This is a genomic window from Parachitinimonas caeni, assembly GCF_030129945.1.
Lineage (GTDB): Bacteria > Pseudomonadota > Gammaproteobacteria > Burkholderiales > Chitinimonadaceae > Parachitinimonas > Parachitinimonas caeni.
This window is the reverse complement of the sequence record NZ_JARRAF010000023.1, coordinates 15,662-37,234: the sequence shown is the minus strand read 5'-3', so window position 1 is coordinate 37,234 and position 21,573 is coordinate 15,662. Positions and strand designations below refer to the sequence as shown.

At 56.9% G+C, this 21,573-nt stretch carries 20 protein-coding genes; 16 read left to right on the top strand and 4 right to left on the bottom strand.

What is annotated here, in order from left to right:
• Nucleotides 1–40: 40 nt before the first annotated feature.
• The 15 genes from eno (at nucleotide 41) to PZA18_RS16820 (ending at nucleotide 15,468) form a co-directional block, all read left to right on the top strand.
• Complete coding sequence (eno, locus tag PZA18_RS16890) at nucleotides 41–1,324, top strand: phosphopyruvate hydratase (protein WP_284102046.1); 1,284 nt, start codon at nucleotides 41–43, stop codon at nucleotides 1,322–1,324.
• A gap of 189 nt (nucleotides 1,325–1,513) precedes the next feature.
• The gene (gene ftsB, locus PZA18_RS16885; RefSeq protein ID WP_284102045.1) at nucleotides 1,514–1,936 is read left to right on the top strand and encodes a cell division protein FtsB; all 423 of its coding nucleotides are present in this window, start codon (nucleotides 1,514–1,516) and stop codon (nucleotides 1,934–1,936) included.
• Nucleotides 1,933–3,759, top strand: a complete 1,827-nt coding sequence (uvrC, locus tag PZA18_RS16880; protein WP_284102044.1) for an excinuclease ABC subunit UvrC — start codon at nucleotides 1,933–1,935, stop codon at nucleotides 3,757–3,759. The genes ftsB and uvrC overlap by 4 nt, the downstream gene beginning before the upstream one ends.
• A gap of 8 nt (nucleotides 3,760–3,767) precedes the next feature.
• On the top strand, nucleotides 3,768–4,346 hold the full coding sequence (gene pgsA / locus PZA18_RS16875) for a CDP-diacylglycerol--glycerol-3-phosphate 3-phosphatidyltransferase (RefSeq protein ID WP_284102043.1): 579 nt from the start codon (nucleotides 3,768–3,770) through the stop codon (nucleotides 4,344–4,346).
• The gene (locus tag PZA18_RS16870; RefSeq protein WP_284102042.1) at nucleotides 4,347–5,492 is read left to right on the top strand and encodes an MFS transporter; all 1,146 of its coding nucleotides are present in this window, start codon (nucleotides 4,347–4,349) and stop codon (nucleotides 5,490–5,492) included.
• A gap of 246 nt (nucleotides 5,493–5,738) precedes the next feature.
• Nucleotides 5,739–7,145, top strand: coding sequence for a 3-isopropylmalate dehydratase large subunit (gene leuC, locus PZA18_RS16865; protein WP_284102041.1), 1,407 nt, complete (start codon nucleotides 5,739–5,741; stop codon nucleotides 7,143–7,145).
• Between the two features lie 13 nt (nucleotides 7,146–7,158).
• On the top strand, nucleotides 7,159–7,287 hold the full coding sequence (locus tag PZA18_RS16860; protein WP_284102040.1) for an entericidin A/B family lipoprotein: 129 nt from the start codon (nucleotides 7,159–7,161) through the stop codon (nucleotides 7,285–7,287).
• Complete coding sequence (gene leuD, locus PZA18_RS16855; protein WP_284102039.1) at nucleotides 7,287–7,925, top strand: 3-isopropylmalate dehydratase small subunit; 639 nt, start codon at nucleotides 7,287–7,289, stop codon at nucleotides 7,923–7,925. The genes PZA18_RS16860 and leuD overlap by 1 nt, the downstream gene beginning before the upstream one ends.
• Nucleotides 7,926–7,941: 16 nt before the next feature.
• Nucleotides 7,942–8,508, top strand: coding sequence for a methyltransferase domain-containing protein (locus PZA18_RS16850; protein WP_284102038.1), 567 nt, complete (start codon nucleotides 7,942–7,944; stop codon nucleotides 8,506–8,508).
• 36 nt (nucleotides 8,509–8,544) lie between these two features.
• Nucleotides 8,545–9,615, top strand: coding sequence for a 3-isopropylmalate dehydrogenase (gene leuB, locus PZA18_RS16845; protein ID WP_308447414.1), 1,071 nt, complete (start codon nucleotides 8,545–8,547; stop codon nucleotides 9,613–9,615).
• A 33-nt stretch (nucleotides 9,616–9,648) separates the two neighbouring features.
• On the top strand, nucleotides 9,649–10,758 hold the full coding sequence (gene asd / locus PZA18_RS16840; protein ID WP_308447410.1) for an aspartate-semialdehyde dehydrogenase: 1,110 nt from the start codon (nucleotides 9,649–9,651) through the stop codon (nucleotides 10,756–10,758).
• A gap of 67 nt (nucleotides 10,759–10,825) precedes the next feature.
• Entirely contained in the window at nucleotides 10,826–11,308 is a 483-nt protein-coding gene (locus PZA18_RS16835; protein WP_284102036.1) for a YegJ family protein, read from the top strand.
• 292 nt (nucleotides 11,309–11,600) lie between these two features.
• Complete coding sequence (locus tag PZA18_RS16830) at nucleotides 11,601–12,464, top strand: Asd/ArgC dimerization domain-containing protein (RefSeq protein WP_284102035.1); 864 nt, start codon at nucleotides 11,601–11,603, stop codon at nucleotides 12,462–12,464.
• Nucleotides 12,465–12,613: 149 nt separating this feature from the next.
• The gene (locus PZA18_RS16825; RefSeq protein WP_284102034.1) at nucleotides 12,614–14,932 is read left to right on the top strand and encodes a Tex family protein; all 2,319 of its coding nucleotides are present in this window, start codon (nucleotides 12,614–12,616) and stop codon (nucleotides 14,930–14,932) included.
• A gap of 173 nt (nucleotides 14,933–15,105) precedes the next feature.
• On the top strand, nucleotides 15,106–15,468 hold the full coding sequence (locus PZA18_RS16820) for a response regulator (protein WP_284102033.1): 363 nt from the start codon (nucleotides 15,106–15,108) through the stop codon (nucleotides 15,466–15,468).
• Here the strand turns inward: PZA18_RS16820 and PZA18_RS16815 are convergent.
• Nucleotides 15,457–16,248, bottom strand: a complete 792-nt coding sequence (locus PZA18_RS16815; RefSeq protein ID WP_284102032.1) for an RNA methyltransferase — start codon at nucleotides 16,246–16,248, stop codon at nucleotides 15,457–15,459. The two genes, PZA18_RS16820 and PZA18_RS16815, sit on opposite strands and share 12 nt — an antisense overlap.
• 166 nt (nucleotides 16,249–16,414) lie before the next feature.
• Here PZA18_RS16815 and PZA18_RS16810 point away from each other — a divergent pair, with 166 nt between their 5' ends.
• Nucleotides 16,415–17,212, top strand: a complete 798-nt coding sequence (locus PZA18_RS16810; RefSeq protein WP_284102031.1) for an inositol monophosphatase family protein — start codon at nucleotides 16,415–16,417, stop codon at nucleotides 17,210–17,212.
• 78 nt (nucleotides 17,213–17,290) lie between these two features.
• On the opposite strand, the gene PZA18_RS16805 is transcribed toward PZA18_RS16810, so the two are convergent.
• The 3 genes from PZA18_RS16805 to PZA18_RS16795 all read right to left on the bottom strand — a co-directional run bounded on the left by PZA18_RS16805 (nucleotide 17,291) and on the right by PZA18_RS16795 (nucleotide 21,471).
• Nucleotides 17,291–17,935, bottom strand: coding sequence for an Lcl C-terminal domain-containing protein (locus PZA18_RS16805; protein WP_284102030.1), 645 nt, complete (start codon nucleotides 17,933–17,935; stop codon nucleotides 17,291–17,293).
• Nucleotides 17,932–19,557 (bottom strand): ethylbenzene dehydrogenase-related protein, encoded by a 1,626-nt coding sequence (locus tag PZA18_RS16800; RefSeq protein WP_284102029.1) that lies wholly within the window; start codon nucleotides 19,555–19,557, stop codon nucleotides 17,932–17,934. Before PZA18_RS16800 ends, PZA18_RS16805 begins: the two co-directional genes overlap by 4 nt.
• An 84-nt stretch (nucleotides 19,558–19,641) precedes the next feature.
• Nucleotides 19,642–21,471 (bottom strand): DNRLRE domain-containing protein, encoded by a 1,830-nt coding sequence (locus tag PZA18_RS16795; protein WP_284102028.1) that lies wholly within the window; start codon nucleotides 21,469–21,471, stop codon nucleotides 19,642–19,644.
• Nucleotides 21,472–21,573 lie beyond the last annotated feature (102 nt).

Below are 21,573 nucleotides of genomic sequence, written 5' to 3'. Positions count from 1 at the left end.
GCTGTAACTATTTCATGCATCGTAGCAAGGAGCTGAACCGATGAGTGCAATCGTAGAAGTAATCGCCCGCGAGATACTGGATTCGCGAGGAAATCCGACTGTTGAAGCCGATGTGTTGCTCGAAAGCGGAGTAATGGGCCGGGCCGCCGTGCCTTCTGGCGCCTCGACAGGTGCTAAGGAAGCACTGGAGTTGCGTGATGGTGATAAGGCCAGATATTTGGGTAAGGGCGTTCTGAAGGCGGTTGAGAATATCAACACAGAAATCTGTGAAGCCATTATCGGTCTGGATGCTGCTGATCAGGCATTTATCGATAAAACCCTGCTGGATCTGGATGGCACGGACAACAAGGGCCGTCTTGGCGCCAATGCCATTCTGGCGGTGTCCGTAGCTGTTGCCAAAGCCGCTGCAGAAGACGCAGGTTTGCCTCTGTATCGCTACTTGGGCGGGGCCGGGCCAATGAGCCTGCCCGTGCCGATGATGAATGTCATCAATGGGGGTGCGCACGCAAACAATAGCCTGGATATCCAGGAATTTATGATCATGCCCGTTGGTGCCAAGAGTTTTCGCGACGCGTTGCGTTGTGGTGCCGAGATCTTCCACAACCTGAAAAAGCTGTGTGATGACAAGGGCTACTCAACGACAGTTGGCGATGAAGGTGGTTTTGCTCCGAATCTGAAGAGCAATGAAGAAGCCCTGAGCCTGATTGCCGAAGCGATTGAGCGTGCGGGCTACACAGCAGGTCAGGACGTTATGCTGGCGTTGGACTGTGCAAGTTCTGAATTCTACAAAGATGGTTTCTATCATCTGGAGGCTGAGGGCCTGAAGCTGACTTCGGAGCAATTTGCTGACTATCTTGCTACGCTGGCAGGCAAATACCCCATCATCAGCATTGAAGATGGTATGAGCGAGCACGACTGGGCGGGTTGGAAACTACTAACCGACAAACTGGGCCGTAGCATCCAGTTAGTTGGTGACGATGTCTTTGTTACCAACCCCAAGATTTTGGCGGAAGGTATCCAGGCGGGTATCTGCAACTCGCTATTGGTCAAGATCAACCAGATCGGTACGCTTAGCGAGACACTGCAGGCTGTCGATATGGCCAAACGGAATCGTTATACCTCAGTTATGTCTCATCGCTCCGGTGAGACAGAGGATTCGACGATTGCGGATCTGGCAGTTGCCACCAACTGCATGCAGATCAAGACAGGATCACTCAGCCGTTCGGATCGCATGGCCAAGTACAACCAGTTGTTGCGAATCGAAGAAGAATTGGGCGACGCAGCTTACTACCCTGGCCGCAATGCGTTCTACCATTTGAAGTAAGCTTAGTTATAGGCAAGACGGGGCAGGTTCTGGCCCCGTCCTGAACTGACAAGTGTCAGGGCGCACTACTCGTTATCTTGGTTGCCAAAATCTGGATTGGAAGTACCTAACCAGAGGCGGTAGACGTGTTCTTGAGCCTTTGTGCTCGATAATGGTTTTAAATTTGGATATTTCTGAAGAACATTTGCCATGCGATTGCTTGCCATAGCCCTTGCTTCCCTGATTGTCCTGCTGCAATGGCCTCTATGGGTGGGGAAGGGGAGTTGGCTCAAAGTCTGGCAGATTGAGTCGCAACTGGCCGATCAGGTTAAACAGAATCAACAGCTTAAAAGCCGCAATCAGGCACTCGATGCAGAAGTCAATGATCTGAAAACCGGTGTTTCTGCCATCGAAGAACGTGCGCGGAATGAGTTGGGCATGATTCGCAATGATGAAGTGTTTTTTCAGATCCTTGATCGTAGCGAGCCGCTGGCTGAGCCGTCCGCCAGCCGTTCGCCTGCGGCAAGTGCAGAGAGGCCGGCGCTTGCCCCACCTGCTGCGGCTTCCCAGACACCTCTGGCTGGTGCGGAAAAGATCAGCGGGCCGTCTGCTGTGACGGCTCCACAGCCATGACCTCCCAAACTACTGACGAGGCCTTTGACCCTAAACCTGTCCTTGCCAGCTTGCCTAACTTGCCAGGGGTATACCGCTATCTCGATAAATCTGGTGCGGTGCTGTATGTGGGCAAAGCTATCGACCTGAAGCGGCGAGTCAGTTCCTATTTTCAGAAGAGCGATCAGTCACCGCGTATCCGCTTGATGCTGCAGCAGGTTGCTCAGATCGAAACCACAGTGGTTCGCTCTGAGGCCGAAGCGCTCATTCTGGAAAACAATCTGATCAAAGCGCTGTCGCCGCGGTACAACATCCTGTTTCGTGACGACAAAAGCTACCCCTATCTGGTCCTGACAGGCCATCGCTACCCTCGTCTGGCTTTCTATCGAGGTGCGCTGGACAAGCGCAATCAATACTTCGGGCCTTATCCCAATAGTTTTGCTGTGCGCGAAAGCATGCAACTGTTGCAGAAGGTTTTCAAATTGCGTACCTGTGAGGATACGGTGTTTGAAAATCGGTCACGACCTTGCCTGTTGTACCAGATCAAGCGATGCAGTGGCCCTTGTGTGGAGCATGTGTCCAATGATGACTATCGGAGGGATGTCCTGCACGCTGTTCAACTACTGCAAGGCAAGGCTGATGAAGTGCTGGTAACGCTGCAGCAGAAAATGGATGCAGCATCGGAAGCCTGGCAGTTCGAGCAGGCCGCGGTCTATCGCGATCAGATCCAGTCTCTGGCGAGAGTGCAGGAGCGGCAATTCGTTTCCAGTAATAGTAGTGAGCAGGATGCCGACATCGTGGCTTGTGTCGTCAAGCGTGGTGCAGTTTGTGTCAACGTCACTATGATCCGTGGCGGCAGGCATGTTGGCGACAAGTCGATTTTCCCGAGCCATGGTGAGGATTATGAAGTTGATGGTGCGCTGGAAGCGTTTCTGGCTCAGCATTATCTTGATCGAAGTGTGCCCTCGGCCATCATCTGCAATTTGTCATCCCACCCTGAAGCGCTGATCGAGTTACTTTCGACCCAGGCCGGGCGCAAGGTGGTGATCAACACCAATCCGAATGGCGAGCGCCGGGTCTGGCTGGAAATGGCTACCAAGAACGCAGAGCTTGCCCTGGAGCAGCGGCTGGGTTCTGAAGCCACACAACTTGCGCGACTGTCTGCCTTGCACGAGGCTCTGGGTTTATCCGATTCCGCGCAGCGTATCGAATGCTTTGACATCAGCCACACCATGGGGGAGGCCACGGTTGCATCCTGCGTGGTTTACGACAGGCTGAATATGCAGCCAAAGGAATACCGGCACTACAACATCAAGGATATTACCCCTGGCGATGATTTTGCCGCGATGCGTCAGGTGCTGACACGACGCTACGGCAAAATCGCCGAGGGCGATGGGGTGGTGCCGGATGTGGTGCTGATTGACGGTGGCAAAGGGCAGATAGGCATCGCGCTGGAAGTCATGAACGAAGTGGGTCTTTCTGATGTGCTGCTGGTAGGGGTAGCCAAGGGAGAAACCCGCAAACCTGGGCTGGAACAGTTGATTGTTCCTGCTTCTGGAATGACGCTACAATTGGGCCGCGAGCACGCGGCACTGCATCTCATCCAGCAAATCCGCGATGAGGCTCATCGCTTCGCGATTACCGGGCATCGTGCCCGCCGCGCCAAAACACGCACTACCTCCAGTCTCGAAGATATAGAAGGCATCGGCGCCAAGCGTCGGCAACGCTTGCTGACTCGTTTCGGGGGGTTACAAGGGGTTCGGGCCGCGAGTATCGATGATCTTGTTCAAGTGGACGGGATCAGTCGGGCTCTCGCCGAACGAATTTACAACGCACTCCACTGATACTCTCCATGCCGATCAACTTGCCGAACCTGCTCACTTGGGCGCGTATCGTGCTGATTCCGCTGTTTGTCGGCGTCTTCTACCTACCCCAGTCCTGGCTGTCTGAACCCACACAGAATCTGGTTAGTGCCTTGATCTTCATGGCTGCCGCAGTCACCGATTGGTTCGACGGCTATCTTGCCCGCAAATGGAACCAGACATCGGCGTTTGGAGCCTTCCTCGATCCTGTGGCTGACAAGCTCATGGTCGCGGCAGCCCTGATCCTGTTGGTGCAGATCAATCGGGCTGATGCCTGGTTGGCGTTGATCATTATCGGGCGCGAGATCACTATTTCTGCGCTTAGGGAATGGATGGCCCAGCTCGGGGCTTCCCGAAGTGTTGCCGTATCGTATGTTGGCAAGGTAAAGACGGCGGCGCAGATGGTGGCAATTTTATTGCTGCTTTATCACGAGCCATTGATTCCTGGTGTGCCAACCGACTTCATCGGGACCATCCTCCTGTTTGCCGCAGCGTTGCTGACGCTTTGGTCAATGGGTTATTACTTGCGCATGGCCTGGCCTCAACTATCAGAAAAGACACCGATCTAATTGACCCCACCTCGTTTGCTGTTGTGGCCGCTTTGCGGTTTCTACTTCTTCTATTTTGCCTATTCGGGTTTTTATACCCCTTATTGGAGCCTGTACCTGACACATCGTGGCTTTGATGGCGTTGCCATAGGGAGCCTGCTGGCGCTGGTGCAGGCAACCAGAGTGGTGTCGCCCGGCTTGTGGGGCTGGCTGGCAGATCACTCGGGTGATAGACGTTCCATTACCCTGATTACCTCCATCCTGGCGACGCTGATTTTTGCCTGGGTATTTGCTGGTGAAAGCTATTCGGCGTTTGCGCTGATCATGGTGGGCGCAGGCTTCTTCTGGGCAGCTGCTTTGCCCTTGGTGGAAGCGACCACATTGAGTCTGTTTGCAGGAAACGCCGCAAAATATACCAAAGTCAGAGTCTGGGGTTCCTGGGGCTTCGCCGTAACCAATCTGATTGGCGGTGCCTGGATCGGCTGGCAGGGGGTGCAGCATCTCCCCTGGCTGATCCTGCTGACGTTGCTTGGCATCATTGCCTTTGCCTGGTGGTTACCCGCCACAGCAGTTTCTGGCGCGGGGAAGACATCGGGTGGCCCCGACCTTGAGCGACCATCCCTGATCAGCATTGCGGCACTGTTTGCCGCTTCTGCGTTGATCACAGCCAGTCACGGTACCTACTACGGGTTCTATACCCTGCAGCTGAAAGCGCATGACTATAGTGGCATGGCAATCGGCCTGATGTGGGGGCTGGGCGTGCTGGCCGAAATCGGTGTATTCACCCACATGAGCAAGCTGACCAGCCGTTTCCATCTCAAGAATTTGTTGTTGGCATGTTTTGCGATTGCGGTGGCTCGTTTTCTTCTGATTGGATGGATGGCCGACAATTTCGCGCTACTGCTGCTGGCGCAAATTGGACACGCCGCAACTTTTGCCGTCACGCATGCCGTGACAATGGTCTATGTCCATCGCTTCTTCGCTGGACACCTGCAGGCGCGAGGCCAGGGGCTGTACGTCGCCATCGTGCATGGGATGGGCGGGGTAGTGGGTAGCCTTGCTGGTGGTTGGCTGTGGCAGCACACTAATCCGAGCTGGACCTTCACGGGGGCGGCGGCCTTCTCACTGTTTGGTGGCCTGATCATCGCCAGTTGCCTGAGGCGGTAAAGTCGGCCAATCATCATGCTGCAGTGCGGAAACAGTGGTTGCTGCGCCCGATATGCCGTGATAAGTTTCAAGACCTCTGTTGATGTTTTTCTGGGGATGCACAATGTCCACAGAACCTAGATTCATTGCCATACTCTGTTTACGAAATCTGGCGTGACCGGGTTCTGATCGGACTTTCAGTGCCCGCACATGGCCCACCCGGATCAACTTCAATTCTCTGCCGTATTCAACTCAGCGAAGATAGCGATGCCTCAATCCCTCTACGATAAGCTCTGGAATAGCCATGTGGTACATGAAGAGGCCGATGGCACAGCGCTTCTCTATATCGACCGCCACCTCGTCCATGAAGTCACCAGCCCTCAAGCATTCGAAGGATTAAAACTGGCGGGCCGCAAACCTTGGCGTATTTCCTCTGTGGTGGCGACTGCCGACCACAACACTCCGACCGACCACTGGGACGAGGGGATCAAAGACCCAATTTCCCGCCAGCAAGTTGAAACGCTGGATGCGAATATTCGCGAATTTGGCGCACTGGCCTATTTCCCCTTCAAAGACAAGAAACAGGGCATCGTGCATGTAGTTGGTCCGGAGAATGGCGCCACCCTGCCTGGCATGACGGTTGTCTGCGGGGATAGTCATACCAGCACGCATGGCGCCTTTGCCTGTCTTGCCCATGGCATCGGCACCTCAGAAGTCGAGCATGTTCTTGCCACGCAAACCCTGGTGGCCAAGAAGTCACGCTCCATGCTGATCAAGGTTGAAGGGGTACTGGGGCGGGGTGTTACAGCAAAAGACATCGCACTCGCCGTGATCGGTCGTATCGGCACCGCTGGCGGGACGGGGTATGCACTCGAATTCGCGGGGTCAGCCATTCGTGGCTTGTCGATGGAAGGACGCATGACGTTGTGCAATATGGCGATTGAGGCAGGCGCCCGTGCTGGCATGATCGCCGTAGACGACATCACAATTGACTACCTCAAGGATCGCACCTTCTCCCCCCAAGGCGATATGTGGAACAAGGCGGTTGGTTACTGGCGGACGCTGATTTCTGATGATGGCGCCGCCTTTGATGCCGTGGTGGAATTGGACGCCGCGCTGATCGAACCGCAAGTCACCTGGGGTACTTCCCCTGAAATGGTGACCCATGTTGGTGGAACGGTGCCAGATCCTGCCAAGATTGATGATCCGGTCAAGCGGTCTGGTATTGAACGGGCCTTATCCTATATGGGCCTGACAGCGAATACGCCTATTGCCGAGATACCGGTCGATAAAGTGTTTATCGGCTCTTGTACCAACTCCCGTATTGAAGATCTGCGTGCTGCCGCAGCGATTGTGCGTGGCAGGCAGAAGGCTGCTAGCGTCAAACAGGTACTGATTGTGCCTGGGTCTGGCTTGGTCAAAGCGCAAGCGGAGGCAGAGGGGCTTCACCAGATCTTCATTGCGGCAGGGTTTGAGTGGCGGGAACCAGGCTGCTCAATGTGTCTCGCCATGAACGCAGATCGGCTGGAGCCTGGCGAGCGTTGCGCGTCTACTTCAAACCGCAACTTTGAAGGTCGGCAAGGGCAGGGTGGTCGAACCCATCTGGTTAGCCCGGAGATGGCGGCGGCCGCTGCCATTGCGGGGCATTTCATTGATGTCAGGACACTTGGCTGAATGAACGATTGCCATGCGTAAAACATTTCTCGGGCTCTTGGCCTCCTTGTGTGCAGTCAGCCTTGCCGGATGCAATACGATTTCTGGCATCGGCAAGGACATCAAGCGAGGTGGGCAAGCCATTGAAAGGGCAGCAAGCTGATGCAAGCATTTACTACACTCGACGGGTTGGTGTGTCCGCTGGATCGGGCCAATGTCGATACCGACGCCATCATCCCCAAACAATTCCTCAAGTCCATCAAGCGTTCTGGCTTTGGTCCCAATCTATTCGATGAGTGGCGTTATCGCGATCATGGCGAGCCGGGGATGGATAACAGCAAACGACCGTTGAATCCCGAGTTCGTTCTGAATTTCCCGCGCTATGCCGGTGCGCAGGTTTTACTGGCCCGTGAAAATTTTGGATGCGGATCCAGTCGTGAGCATGCGCCTTGGGCGCTCGAAGACTATGGATTCAGAGTGGTCATTGCGCCGTCCTTTGCCGATATTTTCTTCAATAATTGTTTCAAGAATGGCCTCTTGCCAATTGTGCTGCCGGCGCAAACGGTCGATTTATTGTTTGCAGAAGCCCAGGCTAAGGAAGGGTATCGGTTAGCAATTAATTTGGCAGATCAGACTATTAAAACCCCAATGGGTTTGGTGTTTGGTTTTGATATTACGGCACACCGAAAGCACTGCCTGCTAAATGGGTTGGATGAAATTGGTTTGACGCTGAACCATGCGGATAAAATAAAGGCATTTGAAGAAAAACGCCGTCTTGAACAACCCTGGCTTTTTGCCTGATTATACGAGTATTTAAATGCCATTTAGCCAAAGTTCGCAGCTGTCTACCATTGTTGGTTTTATTGAGGAGCTTGCGCCAAAATCAGTGCTGGATGTTGGTACTGGCATGGGCCAATACGGCTTCCTTGCCCGGAACAATCTGGAATTTCTTAATCTTTTCAGTGTGAATGGTGCAGCAGCCCGCCAGACAAGCAAAGACGAATGGAAAGTAAGAATCGATGGCATTGAAGGGTGTGAAATATATCTGACGCCCGTTCATCAATATGCCTACAACCAGGTCATGATCGGCAATGCAATGGACCTTCTGCCCAAAATTGAAAATCGCCAATACGAATACGTTATGGCGATTGATATTCTGGAACATTTTGAAACTCCTGAAGGTCTGATCTTTCTGGATCAACTCAAGCGGGTAGCCAGCCGTGCAGTATTGATTAGCACCCCTAAAGAATTTCATGCACAGGAAGTGGAAGCAAATCCCTACGAAAATCATCGCTCGGTATGGACGCAGGCTCAATTGACTGACGCTGGATTTGCCGAAATTCTGCCCAATGAGGAAAGCTGGATCGCCATTGCGCGTGTTTGATCTGGTTTCTAAAGATTTTTTAAAATAGCGGGTTATATACCAATGAAAATCGCGATTCTCCCAGGTGATGGAATCGGCCCGGAAATTGTTGCTCAGGCCGTGCGGGTGTTGGAAAAGCTCAAAGCAGAGGGTTTGCCCCTGCAACTTGATACCGCGCCATTGGGTGGCGCGGCTTACGACCAATATGGTGACCCCTACCCGGAGGTAACGCAGAAACTGGCCCGTGAAGCGGATGCCATTTTGCTCGGCGCGGTGGGTGGTCCTCAATACGACGGGCTGCCGCGCGATATGCGGCCAGAGCGGGGTCTATTGCGCATTCGAAAAGATCTTGGCCTGTTTGCCAATCTGCGGCCTGCCATCCTTTACCCGGAACTGGCTGGGGCTTCGACGTTGAAACCGGAGGTGGTATCCGGGCTGGATATCATGATTGTCCGTGAGTTGACCGGCGACATTTATTTCGGCCAACCACGAGGCATTCACGTGAATGAGGCTGGCGAGCGTGAAGGCTTTAATACGATGCGATACAGTGAGTCGGAGATCCGACGTATCGCCAAAGTCGCATTCGACATCGCCCAGAAGCGGCAGGGCAAGGTGTGTTCGGTAGACAAGGCCAACGTGCTCGAATGTACCGAGTTCTGGAAGGAAATTGTCACCGATGTGGCAAAAGACTACCCCGCTGTGCAGCTCAGCCATATGTATGTTGATAACGCGGCCATGCAGCTGGTGCGGGCACCCAAACAGTTTGATGTGATCGTGACGGGTAATATTTTCGGTGACATCCTGTCGGATGAAGCTTCGATGCTTACGGGCTCCATTGGCATGCTGCCGTCGGCATCGCTGGACGCCAACAACAAGGGGCTTTACGAGCCCTGCCACGGTTCGGCGCCTGATATTGCGGGCAAGAATTTGGCAAATCCGCTGGCGACCATCCTGTCTGCCGCGATGATGCTGCGCTATACCTTCAACCGGGAGGATGCGGCGCAGCGCATAGAAACAGCAGTGAAGACCGTGCTCCAGAAGGGCTATCGCACTGCGGACATTTATGAATCGGGTTGCGAAAAAGTCAGCTGCTCAGGCATGGGCGATGCGGTCGTCGCAGCTCTTTGATTGAGACAGAATAAGTTGCAGGAGTAATTGAAAATGTTGCAAGTGGGTTTCGTTGGTTGGCGCGGCATGGTCGGTTCGGTGCTGATGCAGAGAATGCGTGAAGAACGTGATTTCGATCTGATTGATCCGGTGTTTTTCACCACATCGAATGTGGGTGGCAAAGGGCCGGATATTGGCCGAGAGGTGACACCGCTTAAAGATGCCAAAGCGATTGCCGAACTGGCAGAAATGGATGTCATCATCTCCTGTCAAGGCGGCGATTACACCAGCGAGGTGCGGCCACAGCTCAAGGCGGCGGGCTGGAAGGGTTACTGGATTGATGCGGCTTCCACCCTGCGGATGGAAGACGATGCTGTGATCATTCTTGATCCGGTCAATGGCGACCTGATCCGCAATGCGCTCAAACAAGGGGTCACGGATTTTATTGGCGGTAACTGCACCAATAGCTTGATGCTGATGGGAATTGGCGGACTGGTCCGTGAAAATCTGGTTGATTGGGTCAGTTCCATGACCTACCAGGCCGCATCGGGTGCGGGCGCTCAACATATGCGCGAGTTACTCAAGCAAATGGGAGCGGCCCACGCCAGTGTTGCGCATTTGCTGGAAGACCCGTCATCCGCGATTCTCGACATCGACAAGCTTCTGACGGATGCCATGCGCGGCGATACCTTCCCGGTTGACCAGTTCGGAGTGCCCCTGGCTGGCAGTCTGATCCCCTGGATCGACAAGCAATTGGAGAATGGCCAGTCCAAGGAGGAGTGGAAAGGCCAGGCTGAAGTCAACAAGATCATGGGGACCAGTGAGACCATTCCGGTTGATGGTTTGTGCGTGCGGATCGGTGCGATGCGTTGCCACAGCTTGGCGCTCACCATCAAGTTGAAGCAAGACTTGCCGCTGGAGCAAATTGCCGAGATCGTTGCGTCGAGCACTGCTTGGACCAAGCTGGTGCCGAACGAGCGGGACATTACGGCCCGTGAACTGACGCCGACCGCTATAACCGGCGATCTGACCGTTGCGGTAGGGCGCCTGCGCAAACTCAACATGGGGCCAGAGTATGTCAGCGCCTTTGTTTGTGGCGATCAATTGCTGTGGGGAGCTGCCGAGCCGCTACGCCGCATGCTGCGCATTTTGCTGGATCGTTGAGCCAGGTAGAGGTCAAACAAAAAAAGGGCGCTGTCCAGGCGCCCTTTCCATTTTGAAAGAGGTTGCGATGAAGTCACTACTGATTGCTGTTTTGCTGGGGGTTGCGCCACTTGCGGTTGCTTCGGACGTCTCAACCAAAGACCGCACCGTGATGATCGATAATTCCGATTCCGAGATGAACGCAGCGATAGCCAAAGCCCAGGCAACGTTGGATGATTTTCTGAAAATCTACGATGCACAACCCAAAGATGCCCGTGGGTACAAGTTGAAAGTAAAAGTGGTTGATGGATCGGAGTCAGAACACCTATGGGTGACACCGTTCAAACGGGCGGGCAAAGAATTCACCGGCACCATCGCCAATCAACCCGATCTGGTTTCCAACGTCGAGGCCGGTCAGAATTATCGCTTCAGCCGCAAGGATATTTCTGACTGGGGATATGAGAAGGATGGCAAGCAATTTGGCAGCTATACCGTTTGTGTCATGTTCAAGCACATGCCCAAAGAGCAGGTGGAGGCTTACAAAAAGCGCTACGGTTTCCAGTGTGATTAAGCGCTGCTGACGTTTTGTTTCCGGTCGCACCGGGCCGGAGGGCTTTGACGGATTGGGGCCCGCCGCCGCGTTAAGAGTCGCGTGGCTTACCACTAAGCGGCGCGTTTTTCGTTTGGCATCAAACCCAAGCCCGACAAAACACGATCCGGAAATAAAATGTCAACAGCGCCTGGATAGATTTTCCGACACGGTGGCGGCTTGCCGCGCGGTGTCTCCCGCCAGTTGCTGCGACGAGAGTTGAAGCCTGCTGGCGCTATAATTTGGTAGTTTTTACGGTCTGGAGTTTGATTAGATGAATGCTTATACACGCCCACTGGCAATAATCGGCGCTGACAGCCTGCTGGCTGAGGCTATTTGCGAGCGGGCGCTTGCCTTGGGCTGGCCGCTGGAAATGGTGCGTCCGCTGGGGCGGGAAGACCAAGTGGGAGAGTGGGTCGAATTCGGAGACCAATCGCTCGAAATCGGCGATCTCGACAAATTCGATTTCCATGAATGCGTAGCCTGCATTGTCGCATCGCGCGACGAGGCAGCCATCGCTGCCGCCCAGACTGCCGGTTGCCCGGTGATCGGGGAGAATGTGGACGGAGCCGCCACGGCTGTGGTGACGGCGTTGGCAAACCTGCATCAGACTGCGGGTATCGTGGAGATCCGCGCCACCTTGCTGCGGGCATCGGCCAATTTCGGTCGAGCTGGCGTTGAAGAGCTGGCTCAGCAGACACAGGCGCTTTTCAATCAGCACACCATTCAACGTTATATTTTTCCCAAGCGATTGGCTTTCAATGTGCTGCCCGCCATCCGTCCGGACACGGCCAGCCACTTTGCTGATTCGATCAAGGCTGGCCTGGACAGCAACTTCCTGATCCTCGCAACGGAAGCCACCGTTCCGGTTTTCTACGGTGATCTGATCCAGCTGGATATCAGTCTGGCGGCGACGGTCTCTGCCGAGCAGATTCAGACGGCTTTGCAAACGGCAGCCACCCTGCTGACCGATGAACAGGCATCGCCGATGGATGTTGCCGGCCAGGACGATATTCTCGTCAGCGGCCTGCGTAGCCCAGCTCCTGGGCGAATCAGCCTGTGGTTGGCGTTTGATGGTACTCGCCAGGCCGCTACCGCTATCTTTGCCGAACTGGCCCATGCTTTGGCGGATGCCTGAGGCACCTGCTGGGCTGAGTCCACCGATACCACCGGCCGCCATGTCTGGCGGCTAAGCATCGACCACCCCATGTCAATTTAGGAAGGACCGGGGCAGCCATTGCCCCGAGTTCGTTAGTAACCATTGCCCCTACCGCTGTTTGAATCGTCATGCTACCGACCATTGAATACCGTATCGCCGACGAACTTAACGCCCGTCCTTCACAAGTGACCGCTGCCGTCCAGCTACTGGATGATGGCGCGACCGTCCCGTTTATTGCCCGTTACCGTAAGGAAGCCACGGGCGGTCTGGATGACACCCAGCTGCGCCATCTGGAAGAACGTCTGCGTTACCTGCGGGAGCTGGAGGATCGGCGCACCACGGTGATCGAGTCGATTCGGGAACAAGGCAAGCTGACTGCCGAACTGGAAGCAGAGTTGCTGACAGCCGACAACAAGACCCGGCTAGAAGATCTCTACTTGCCGTACAAGCCCAGACGTCGCACCAAGGCACAGATTGCCCGCGAGGCTGGACTCGCACCGCTGGCCGACGCACTGCTGGCCGACCCCGGTCTCGATCCGGCGGCGACGGCAGAAGCTTATATCAGTGCAGAGAAAGGCGTGGCCGATGGCAAAGCCGCGCTGGATGGCGCCCGACAGATCCTGATGGAGACCTTTGCCGAAAATGCCGGCCTGCTTGGCAAGCTGCGTGACCACTTGTGGAGTCAAGGCGAAATCACCGCCAAGCTGGCTGACGAAAGCAAGGCCGAAGAAGGGGCCAAGTTTTCAGATTATTTTGACCACCGCGAACCCGTTGCCCGCGCACCCTCGCATCGGGCATTGGCACTGCTGCGCGGCCGCAATGAAGGCATTCTGACCATTGCACTGGAGCTGCCAAGTGTGGATGGCAATCACAGCAGTGGCCCCAGCCCTTGCGAAGCCATGATCGCCCGTGAATATGGCATTGCCGATGCTGCCCGCCCGGCAGACCGTTGGCTGCTGGATACCGTGCGCCTGGCCTGGCGTGCCAAGATCTTCCTGCATCTGGAATCTGAGTTGCTGGGACGGATGCGCGAGAGCGCCGAAGCGGAAGCCATCAAGGTGTTTGGCGCCAACCTGAAGGATCTGCTGCTGGCTGCACCGGCAGGACCGCGCGCCACGCTGGGTCTGGATCCCGGTTTGCGCACCGGCGTGAAGGTGGCCGTGGTCGATGCTACCGGCAAGTTGCTGGATACCGCCACCATCTACCCCCACCAGCCCCGCAATGAATGGAACCAGTCGATTGCCGTGCTGGCCGCCTTGTCGGCCAAGCACAAGGTCGAGTTGGTGGCCATTGGCAACGGCACGGCTTCGCGTGAGACCGACCGCCTGGCGCATGACCTGATGAAGTTCCACCCTGAACTCAAACTGCAGAAAATCGTTGTGTCTGAAGCGGGCGCATCGGTGTATTCGGCGTCTGAATTGGCTGCCAAGGAGTTTCCCGATCTCGACGTCAGCTTGCGTGGTGCGGTGTCGATTGCCCGTCGCCTGCAGGACCCGCTGGCCGAGCTGGTCAAGATCGATCCGAAAGCCATCGGCGTGGGGCAGTATCAACACGATGTCAACCAGTCAGAACTCTCCCGCACGCTCGATGCGACAGTAGAAGACTGCGTAAACGCGGTTGGCGTGGACGTTAATACCGCATCCGCCGCGCTGCTGACCAGGGTTTCCGGCCTGTCTGCCAGCCTGGCGTCTGGAATCGTTGCCTATCGCGACACCCATGGCGCTTTCAGTAGCCGCACGCAGCTCCGGGCGGTGCCCCGCCTGGGTGACAAGACTTTTGAGCAGGCGGCTGGCTTCCTGCGCATTATGAACGGCGAGAATCCTCTGGATGCCTCGGCTGTTCACCCGGAAGCCTATCCGGTGGTCGAAAAGATCCTTGCCAAGCTACAAAAACCGGTGAAAGGCTTGATAGGCGATTCGGGCTTGCTAAAAAAACTCGATGCCAATGAATTTACCGATGACCGTTTTGGTTTGCCGACGGTCAAAGATATTCTGGCAGAGCTGGACAAGCCCGGCCGCGATCCTCGCCCCGAATTCAAGACCGCTGCGTTCCAGGAAGGTGTCGAGGAAATCGCTGATCTGCGGCCCGATATGGTGCTTGAAGGGGTTGTTACCAATGTCACCAACTTTGGTGCGTTTGTCGATGTCGGCGTGCATCAGGACGGACTGGTTCATATTTCTGCACTGGCGGACAAGTTCGTTAAAGATCCCCGCGAAGTCGTGAAAGCGGGTGATGTCGTCAAAGTCAAGGTGCTGGAAGTCGATGTCAAGCGCAAGCGTATTGCTCTGACCATGCGGATGTCGGACAGTGCCCGCGACCACTCCACCGGCGAGATCGCCAAGGCACCGCTGACGCAACGCGACAAGAAACATCTGGCGCGCGGGGAGTCGCAAGCCCCGAGCCAGACCGCCATGGCGAGCGCCTTTGCAGCGTTGAAGAAACGCTGAATTTGCATTGGTATTCGCCGGGGCTGGATGGCGTGACCGAGCAATCCTTCGCTGGAATTCGGGCGGCTTCGTGCCGCCCGGTCTAGAATTCAGGGCGATGCTGCGGATGCACAAGATCAGGCCAGCACTGCTGCCCCGTCTGGTAACGGTTGAAAATGGCCCAGGAGGCCCGAATGAGCAAGCGGATACTGATGCTGGAAGATAGTGAAGACGATGCAATGCTGCTGGCTCGTCAGATCAAGAAATCCCATCCAGACTGGTACTGCGAACGGGTATGGGAGATGGATGGCTATCGGCGGGCGCTGGAAGCTGGCGGTTGGAGTGTGGTCTTGTCGGACTACAAATTGCCCGGTTTTTCAGGGCTGGCCGCACTGTGGACGGCTCGCGAGCTGGCGCCTGATCTGCCCGTCATCATCGTCACTGGCGCAGTCGGGCCAGAATCGGAAGCGGCGCTCTGCCATGCCGGCGCCGCCGCGATTGTCGAGAAAGGCCGCCTGGCAGATCTGGTCAGGCAGATAGAAATCCTATTCGGCTGAGCCCGATTTCTCCTCATCACCTGGCATTGCCACCACACGTCGGCCGGCGGGTGGCTCAACCGCAGCCCTCAACATGCCTCGCAGAATATCCACTTCCACTTTTTCGAGCTGAATGCGACCGAACAGCCGGCGCAGCCGGGGCATCAGGCGCTTCGGGTAACGCGGGTTGAGAAAGCCGATGTCGATCAACGCAGTTTCCATGTGTGCGTACATCCGCTCGATATCATCATGGCTGGCCAGCTCATGTCGCTCCTGCAAGTGTTCAAGATCTGTATCAACGGCCATGCGCAGTTCATAGGCGATCACCTGCACGGCTTGTGCCAGATTCAGCGAGGAATATTCGGGATTGGCGGGAATCGACACCACGCGGTTGCATTGGCGTACTTCCTCGTTGGTCAGGCCGGACATTTCGGTACCAAAGACAATTGCGACATCCGCGCCACGGCGGGCCTCCTTGATCAGAACGGGGGCCAGCTCGCGGGGATTTTGAACGGGCACGGTCAGTTCCCGTCGGCGTGCTGACAGGGCGACCACTTGCGTGCAGCCTGCCAGAGCGTCTTCGAGGCGATCCACGACAATGGCGCCTTCAAGCAGATCAACCGCACCGGAGGCCAGCGTTTCGGCTTGCGGATCGGGAAAGAATTTGGGGTTGACCAGATACAGCCGACTCAGGCCCATGGTCTTCATGGCACGGGCGGTAGAGCCGATATTGCCGGGGTGAGAGGTGTGGGATAGCACCACGCGAATATGATCAAGCGGAGAAGATTTGGGGGTTTGCATCGTATTGCATTAAAATTGAAATGATTTCGGCGTCGGTTACCCGGCGCCGTTTGTTCTTTTGCCAGCCAGAAGCATGCATGTACCCCGCCGGTAATCCGGCAGGTGGACTATTTATTCATGTGATGGGCTGGCGTACAGATTGCCAATCGCAAGAAAAGGATAGCCCATGCACCCGATGCTCAACACTGCGGTTCGCGCCGCCCGCCGCGCCGCTTCCATCATTCAGCGCGCCTCAGACAGTATCGAACACCTGCGCGTAGAGCGTAAGGGTCACAACGAGTTTGTGACCGAAGTCGATCGTGCTGCCGAAAAAGTCATTGTTGAAACGATTCTGGATGCTTATCCGACCCACGCGATTCTAGCAGAGGAAGGCGCCCTCAACCCCAAGGGGGCGGATAGCGACTTCGAGTGGATCATTGATCCGCTGGATGGCACGACCAACTTCCTGCACGGCGTCCCGCAATACTGCGTGTCGATTGCCCTGCGCCACCGCGACCAGATTACCCAGGCCGTGGTTTACGACCCCAACCGCAATGACCTGTTCACCGCGACCCGTGGGGTCGGCGCATTCCTGAACGATCGTCGTATCCGCGTGGCCAAGACCCGTGAAATGGCCGATGCGCTACTGTGCACAGGTTTCCCGTATCGAGAGTTCGGCAAGATCGACGCCTATACCAATATGTTCAAAGATTTCATGCAGAAGTCCGCCGGTATTCGTCGCCCTGGCGCGGCAGCGCTGGATCTGGCTTATGTCGCCTGTGGCCGTTTCGATGGTTTCTGGGAGCTTGGCCTGGCGCCTTGGGATATTGCGGCAGGCAGCTTGCTGGTTCTGGAAGCCGGTGGCTTGATTACCGACCTGAATGGCGAGAGTGATTATCTGGAAACTGGCAACCTGCTGGCCGGCACGCCCAAGGTATTCGGCCAGATGCTGCCGATTGTCCAGACCCACCTCGGCGATCGCTAAAGACCTCCCAGACCAATGGCTGCGTGACGGTAAAATGGCTACCTGGCTAGCTTGAAGGCTGTCAGGCAAGTTGCGCAGTCAGGGCTGGGTGATGCGGGTAACCGCCGGATCTACCACCAGCCGCAATCGGGCGGCGTGGCGGGTCGATAGCCACCCTGCCTCGGCGGTGCCGAAGTGAATCTGCAGGGCTTCAACCTCGCCCTGCGCGCCCAGCCGCCAGTCTGCCGTCCAGTACGGCATTCGGCCGGTGTTGGGAAAGAAACCCGTAGCAATGCGCGGATTGCCGGCAAAGCCGGTATCGTGCAGCAGGCTATGTAATTGCTGGTGGGTTGGAATCTGCCAGCCGCGCTGGCCACACCATTGCTGCTGCCGCGCAGACTTCAGTAAGTCACTGCTATCACAGGCGAAGACGCCCATGTCCGCCCCGACACAACTGCCTGCTTTCGGGCGGCCTGTGCCTTGTTCGGCGCTGAACCAGGAATAGGTCGCCGCTTCGTAGTGCAGACCTTCGTTATCCGTTTTGTTTTCCCAGATCAGCCCGGTTTGCCGATCCAGCACGCAGGCCCACGGCCCCTGCTGGACGTCCAGCGGACGACCCTTGGCATCCAGTTTCTGGTAGCGCTCCACCGAGGGGCCCACACCGCTGGCTGGACAGCCAGTGAGCAGGCTGGAAACAGTCAAGCCAGCCAGCCAGCGTATTGGGTTCGACCCGTACCAGCTCATAAGCGCACCCCACCTGAAAACTGCAGGCGTAACGGCCGCAAGTGGTAGCTATGCCGGGTCTGGCTGTGGTCGAACACCGCCACCCACATATAAATCCCGTCCTGCAGTTCCAGATCGAATCGGGATGTCGCGGCCAATGCGCGCGCGGCTTCTAGCGTCCAAACCCCCCGATACCAGCGGGCAACGGCGCGGACATCGCCCCGATCGCCTTCCAGACGGGTTTTCCAGAGGACTGACGGCATCACGGTGCCTATCGGGTAATGATCATCCTGAGCGGAATAAGGGCGTGTCTCGTACCAGGAGAGGCCCCAGTACAGATTCGGGTCATCCGCTCCGGCCTGTTGAAAGGGGGCCAGCAGGGCGGGATCACGCGGCAGGCGTTTGGGGGTGACGATGCCATCCCCCGGCCAGCTCCAGTTTTCAGCATAGCCGCCAGCCTGCAACGGGTCGGACCGATAACCCCCGGTATAGTGAATGTCACCGGGCACGGTTGGGTAAGCGGGGCCGAAATGGCTGTCGTCGAGCTGGTTGAAGCCATGAGTGCGCACGGCCTTCCAGTGCCAGACATCTACCAGCTCGCCCGCTGGAGCGGCATGGTACGCCCGGCCTGTGATATGCGCGGGCTTGCCGGCAAGCGGTTGGGGGCCTTGCTGCAGCGTACTGGCGCCTGCAGCATCGGGGTGGCGGGCAAACAGCACGGCCAGTTTGTCTTCATAGAATTCCGTTTCATCGCGCTGTGAAAAGCCATGCTGCTGAATGCGCCAGCCCTCCGCTGTCTTGACCAGTGGCAGGTGGCGCAAGCTGGGGCTGGTATCGGGCCAGCTGAATCGGAAGTAAATGACCTCACCCTGCCGCAGCGCCTGGATCTGCACTGGTACGACGGCGGCATCGTTGCCAGACTGCAAGGTATCGACCTGACGTACCGGCGCCTGCTGCCAGGCTGAGTCGCTGGCGTCACCGTCAATGGTGATGATGAGGTCGGCGGCAATATTGGGTACCGGCAGTGTGGCTTGCGTCAGCCATAGCCAGGCGGGCCGTGCGAGGCTGGACATGCCACCCAGGCTCACCGTGACCAGCACGGCAGTCAGCCAGTGGCGACGAGGCAGATGGGGCAGCAGAATGGCGCGAACCCGACCTGCCAGCGCCCATTGCGCCAAAGAGTGGATCACCACGTAGACCAGCAGCCCCCAGGCCAGCCAGCGATGCAGCATCAACAGACGCCCCCCTGCGAACGTGCTGCCTCCGAGCCAGAGCATCAACCCGATGATGACCAGACCGAGTACCAGCCAACGCCCGAGGTGGATCAGCCAGTGATTGAACGGATGGTGGCCCTTTAACGTGGCTGCCGGCAGGGTGGCAGACGGCGGATTTCGACGGCGCCCCCGTTGGCTCAGTTGGCGATGGCCCAAATAGGCACAACACAACAACAGCCAGCCGCAGGCCGCCCACAGGTGCAGGCCATACATGTCCCCTTGCGGCAGCAGGCTGGCCAGGGCGCGGCTCAAATTATCCGGGCGGCTGGTGGCCTGCAGGCGCAGGCCGCTAACCAGGCTGATCAGGCAGAGGGGAGTTGCCAGCCAATGCAGCAGAACAATGCGGGGGTACGGTCCGAACAGAAGCATTTGGGAAGGTCTTTGCAGCGGGAAAGAGGATCGCGCCCGGCTAACTTCAGCGAGGCGCGATCGGCAGAGCAGACTGGAAAAATTCTAGCGCCCGGACACGGTGTAGTTCAGCAAGAGCTGCGCGCCGTTGCCGTTCTCTCTGGCACTGAAGTCAACGCCATTGGTCGTGCCACCGCTGATCAGCGCGACACCATGGTTGGTCACGCTGCCGTTGATCCAGCCTTGCACAATACCCAGACCGGCGCTGTTGAGCACCAGTGTTGCGCTGCCAGTGCTGGATGGCACGACAGAGCCCATTAGTGTGCCGCCTGCGGTCTGGCTATAACGGGCGGAGGATTCGCTCCAGCTGCTGGTCATGGCATACAGGTTGTAGCTGCCGCTGGAAGGGTCGGTCACATTCAGGCGGATGCTGGCACGCTTGAGGCTGGCATTCGCTGGTACGGCACTGACATTCCAGCCCAGCAGCGCCCGCAGCTGCTTGCCGCTCTTGTCACCATCGGCGTAAACCATGCTGTCGTTGATCAGACTGTTGTCGCTGACCACGGTGACATCACGAACGGCGCTCAGGCTGATGGATTGACCCTCCCCACCGCTACTCCCTTCGTTCAATTCGGTGCGTTTATCGGCGGCCAGCTTCAGGCTGAACACATTACCGACCCCGGCGGCATCCCATAGCGACCAACCGGTCGGCAGGGCCAACGGGTCGGCATCCCGGCTGGCTTTACTGACGCTGCTGGTGGCCGCTTCGCCAGAGATGTATACCGTGCGGATATCCATATTTGTTGGCGTGGCCTGGATCACATTCAGATGCGCAAAACTGCCCGAATCCACCTGCCAGGCAGCACTACGGTCTGCCGGCCGCACCGGCGCGCCCCAGGCGCCTTCGCCGATGTAGACGGTACCGCTACTGATCTCTTGATAATCTGCGCCATTGGGCTTGACCGGCTTGGTGTATTTGGCGATATGGGTGTCCGACTCATTCACCAGATTCATGCGGAAATCGTAGAAAGGCTGCGCCCAGTCCAGCGAAATCTGGGTAACCGCAGGCTTGGACGAGCTGCGTGGGAACATCGGTCGATGGTATTGCGCGAGCCGCCATACCGTGGCGTTGGCATTGGCGGGCAGGTCGGCGTTCAGCCAGTTGCGCTGGGCGGTGCGTTCGTTGGCAAAGCTCGACTCGAATTCGGTGTTGAGGGTGTAGATGCGCAATAGATTGCCGACATTCAGCGCAAAGTAGCTGTCACGCAAGCTGCAGCTGCCATTGCGGTCGGCATCCACCCCGAACACCGTACACATGAAGTTCATGTCGGCACCCTCGTGGTTGCCCACCGTCGGGATGATCGGGTGAACTTGACGCACACTGCTGCCATTGACGGTGAACGGGCTGAAGGTCAACGTCCAGTCGTCCAGCCAGGTTGCCATTTCGCTGGCGCTATGGTTGTCGGTGTAGTCACCGCTGAACATGATGAAATGCGGGCGGATCTTCTGCACCAGGCGGTTGCCTTCCTGGCGTTGGCTGCGGTTGGTACGGGAGTCTCCCCCGGCAACAAAGATCATCGCCTGGGGCGTAGCGGGCGCGGTACGGAAGACATAGGGCTCGGTACAGCCGCTGCTGTCGCAGGCACGGAAGAAGTAATCGGTGGCGGGGGTAAGGTTAGTCAGACGGACGAAGTAGCTATCCAGGCTCGACTGGAAAGTGCGTTGGGTGACTGAGTTGAGGGTTTGCCAGCTGTTTTCGGTCAAACTGGTGCCAAACTTCAGATATTGCCCGCTGGATGTACCGTTGCGCGAAAAGCCGATGATGGCTTCGTTGGCTGGATTGGCATCCCAGACGACCCGGACATTTTTAACGGCCGCGTCCGCCTGGCTCGCCAACAGCGCGCCAAGCAATAGCCATCCCTGTGCGTGTTTCATTCTCATTTTCTCCTGTGGTGTCTTCGAGTGCGGTAAAACCGCCCCAATCGGGCACCGCTCAAACCCCCGCTTTCGTCGCAATGTCCAATGGTTTGCTGGGAA

Coding starts and splice junctions, on each gene's coding strand:
- eno (WP_284102046.1), top strand. CDS start 41: ATGAGTGCAATCGTAGAAGTAATCGCCCGCGAGATACTGGATTCGCGA.
- ftsB (WP_284102045.1), top strand. CDS start 1,514: ATGCGATTGCTTGCCATAGCCCTTGCTTCCCTGATTGTCCTGCTGCAA.
- uvrC (WP_284102044.1), top strand. CDS start 1,933: ATGACCTCCCAAACTACTGACGAGGCCTTTGACCCTAAACCTGTCCTT.
- pgsA (WP_284102043.1), top strand. CDS start 3,768: ATGCCGATCAACTTGCCGAACCTGCTCACTTGGGCGCGTATCGTGCTG.
- leuC (WP_284102041.1), top strand. CDS start 5,739: ATGCCTCAATCCCTCTACGATAAGCTCTGGAATAGCCATGTGGTACAT.
- PZA18_RS16860 (WP_284102040.1), top strand. CDS start 7,159: ATGCGTAAAACATTTCTCGGGCTCTTGGCCTCCTTGTGTGCAGTCAGC.
- leuD (WP_284102039.1), top strand. CDS start 7,287: ATGCAAGCATTTACTACACTCGACGGGTTGGTGTGTCCGCTGGATCGG.
- PZA18_RS16850 (WP_284102038.1), top strand. CDS start 7,942: ATGCCATTTAGCCAAAGTTCGCAGCTGTCTACCATTGTTGGTTTTATT.
- asd (WP_308447410.1), top strand. CDS start 9,649: ATGTTGCAAGTGGGTTTCGTTGGTTGGCGCGGCATGGTCGGTTCGGTG.
- PZA18_RS16835 (WP_284102036.1), top strand. CDS start 10,826: ATGAAGTCACTACTGATTGCTGTTTTGCTGGGGGTTGCGCCACTTGCG.
- PZA18_RS16830 (WP_284102035.1), top strand. CDS start 11,601: ATGAATGCTTATACACGCCCACTGGCAATAATCGGCGCTGACAGCCTG.
- PZA18_RS16825 (WP_284102034.1), top strand. CDS start 12,614: ATGCTACCGACCATTGAATACCGTATCGCCGACGAACTTAACGCCCGT.
- PZA18_RS16820 (WP_284102033.1), top strand. CDS start 15,106: ATGAGCAAGCGGATACTGATGCTGGAAGATAGTGAAGACGATGCAATG.
- PZA18_RS16815 (WP_284102032.1), bottom strand. CDS start 16,248: ATGCAAACCCCCAAATCTTCTCCGCTTGATCATATTCGCGTGGTGCTA.
- PZA18_RS16810 (WP_284102031.1), top strand. CDS start 16,415: ATGCACCCGATGCTCAACACTGCGGTTCGCGCCGCCCGCCGCGCCGCT.
- PZA18_RS16805 (WP_284102030.1), bottom strand. CDS start 17,935: ATGAGCTGGTACGGGTCGAACCCAATACGCTGGCTGGCTGGCTTGACT.
- PZA18_RS16800 (WP_284102029.1), bottom strand. CDS start 19,557: ATGCTTCTGTTCGGACCGTACCCCCGCATTGTTCTGCTGCATTGGCTG.
- PZA18_RS16795 (WP_284102028.1), bottom strand. CDS start 21,471: ATGAAACACGCACAGGGATGGCTATTGCTTGGCGCGCTGTTGGCGAGC.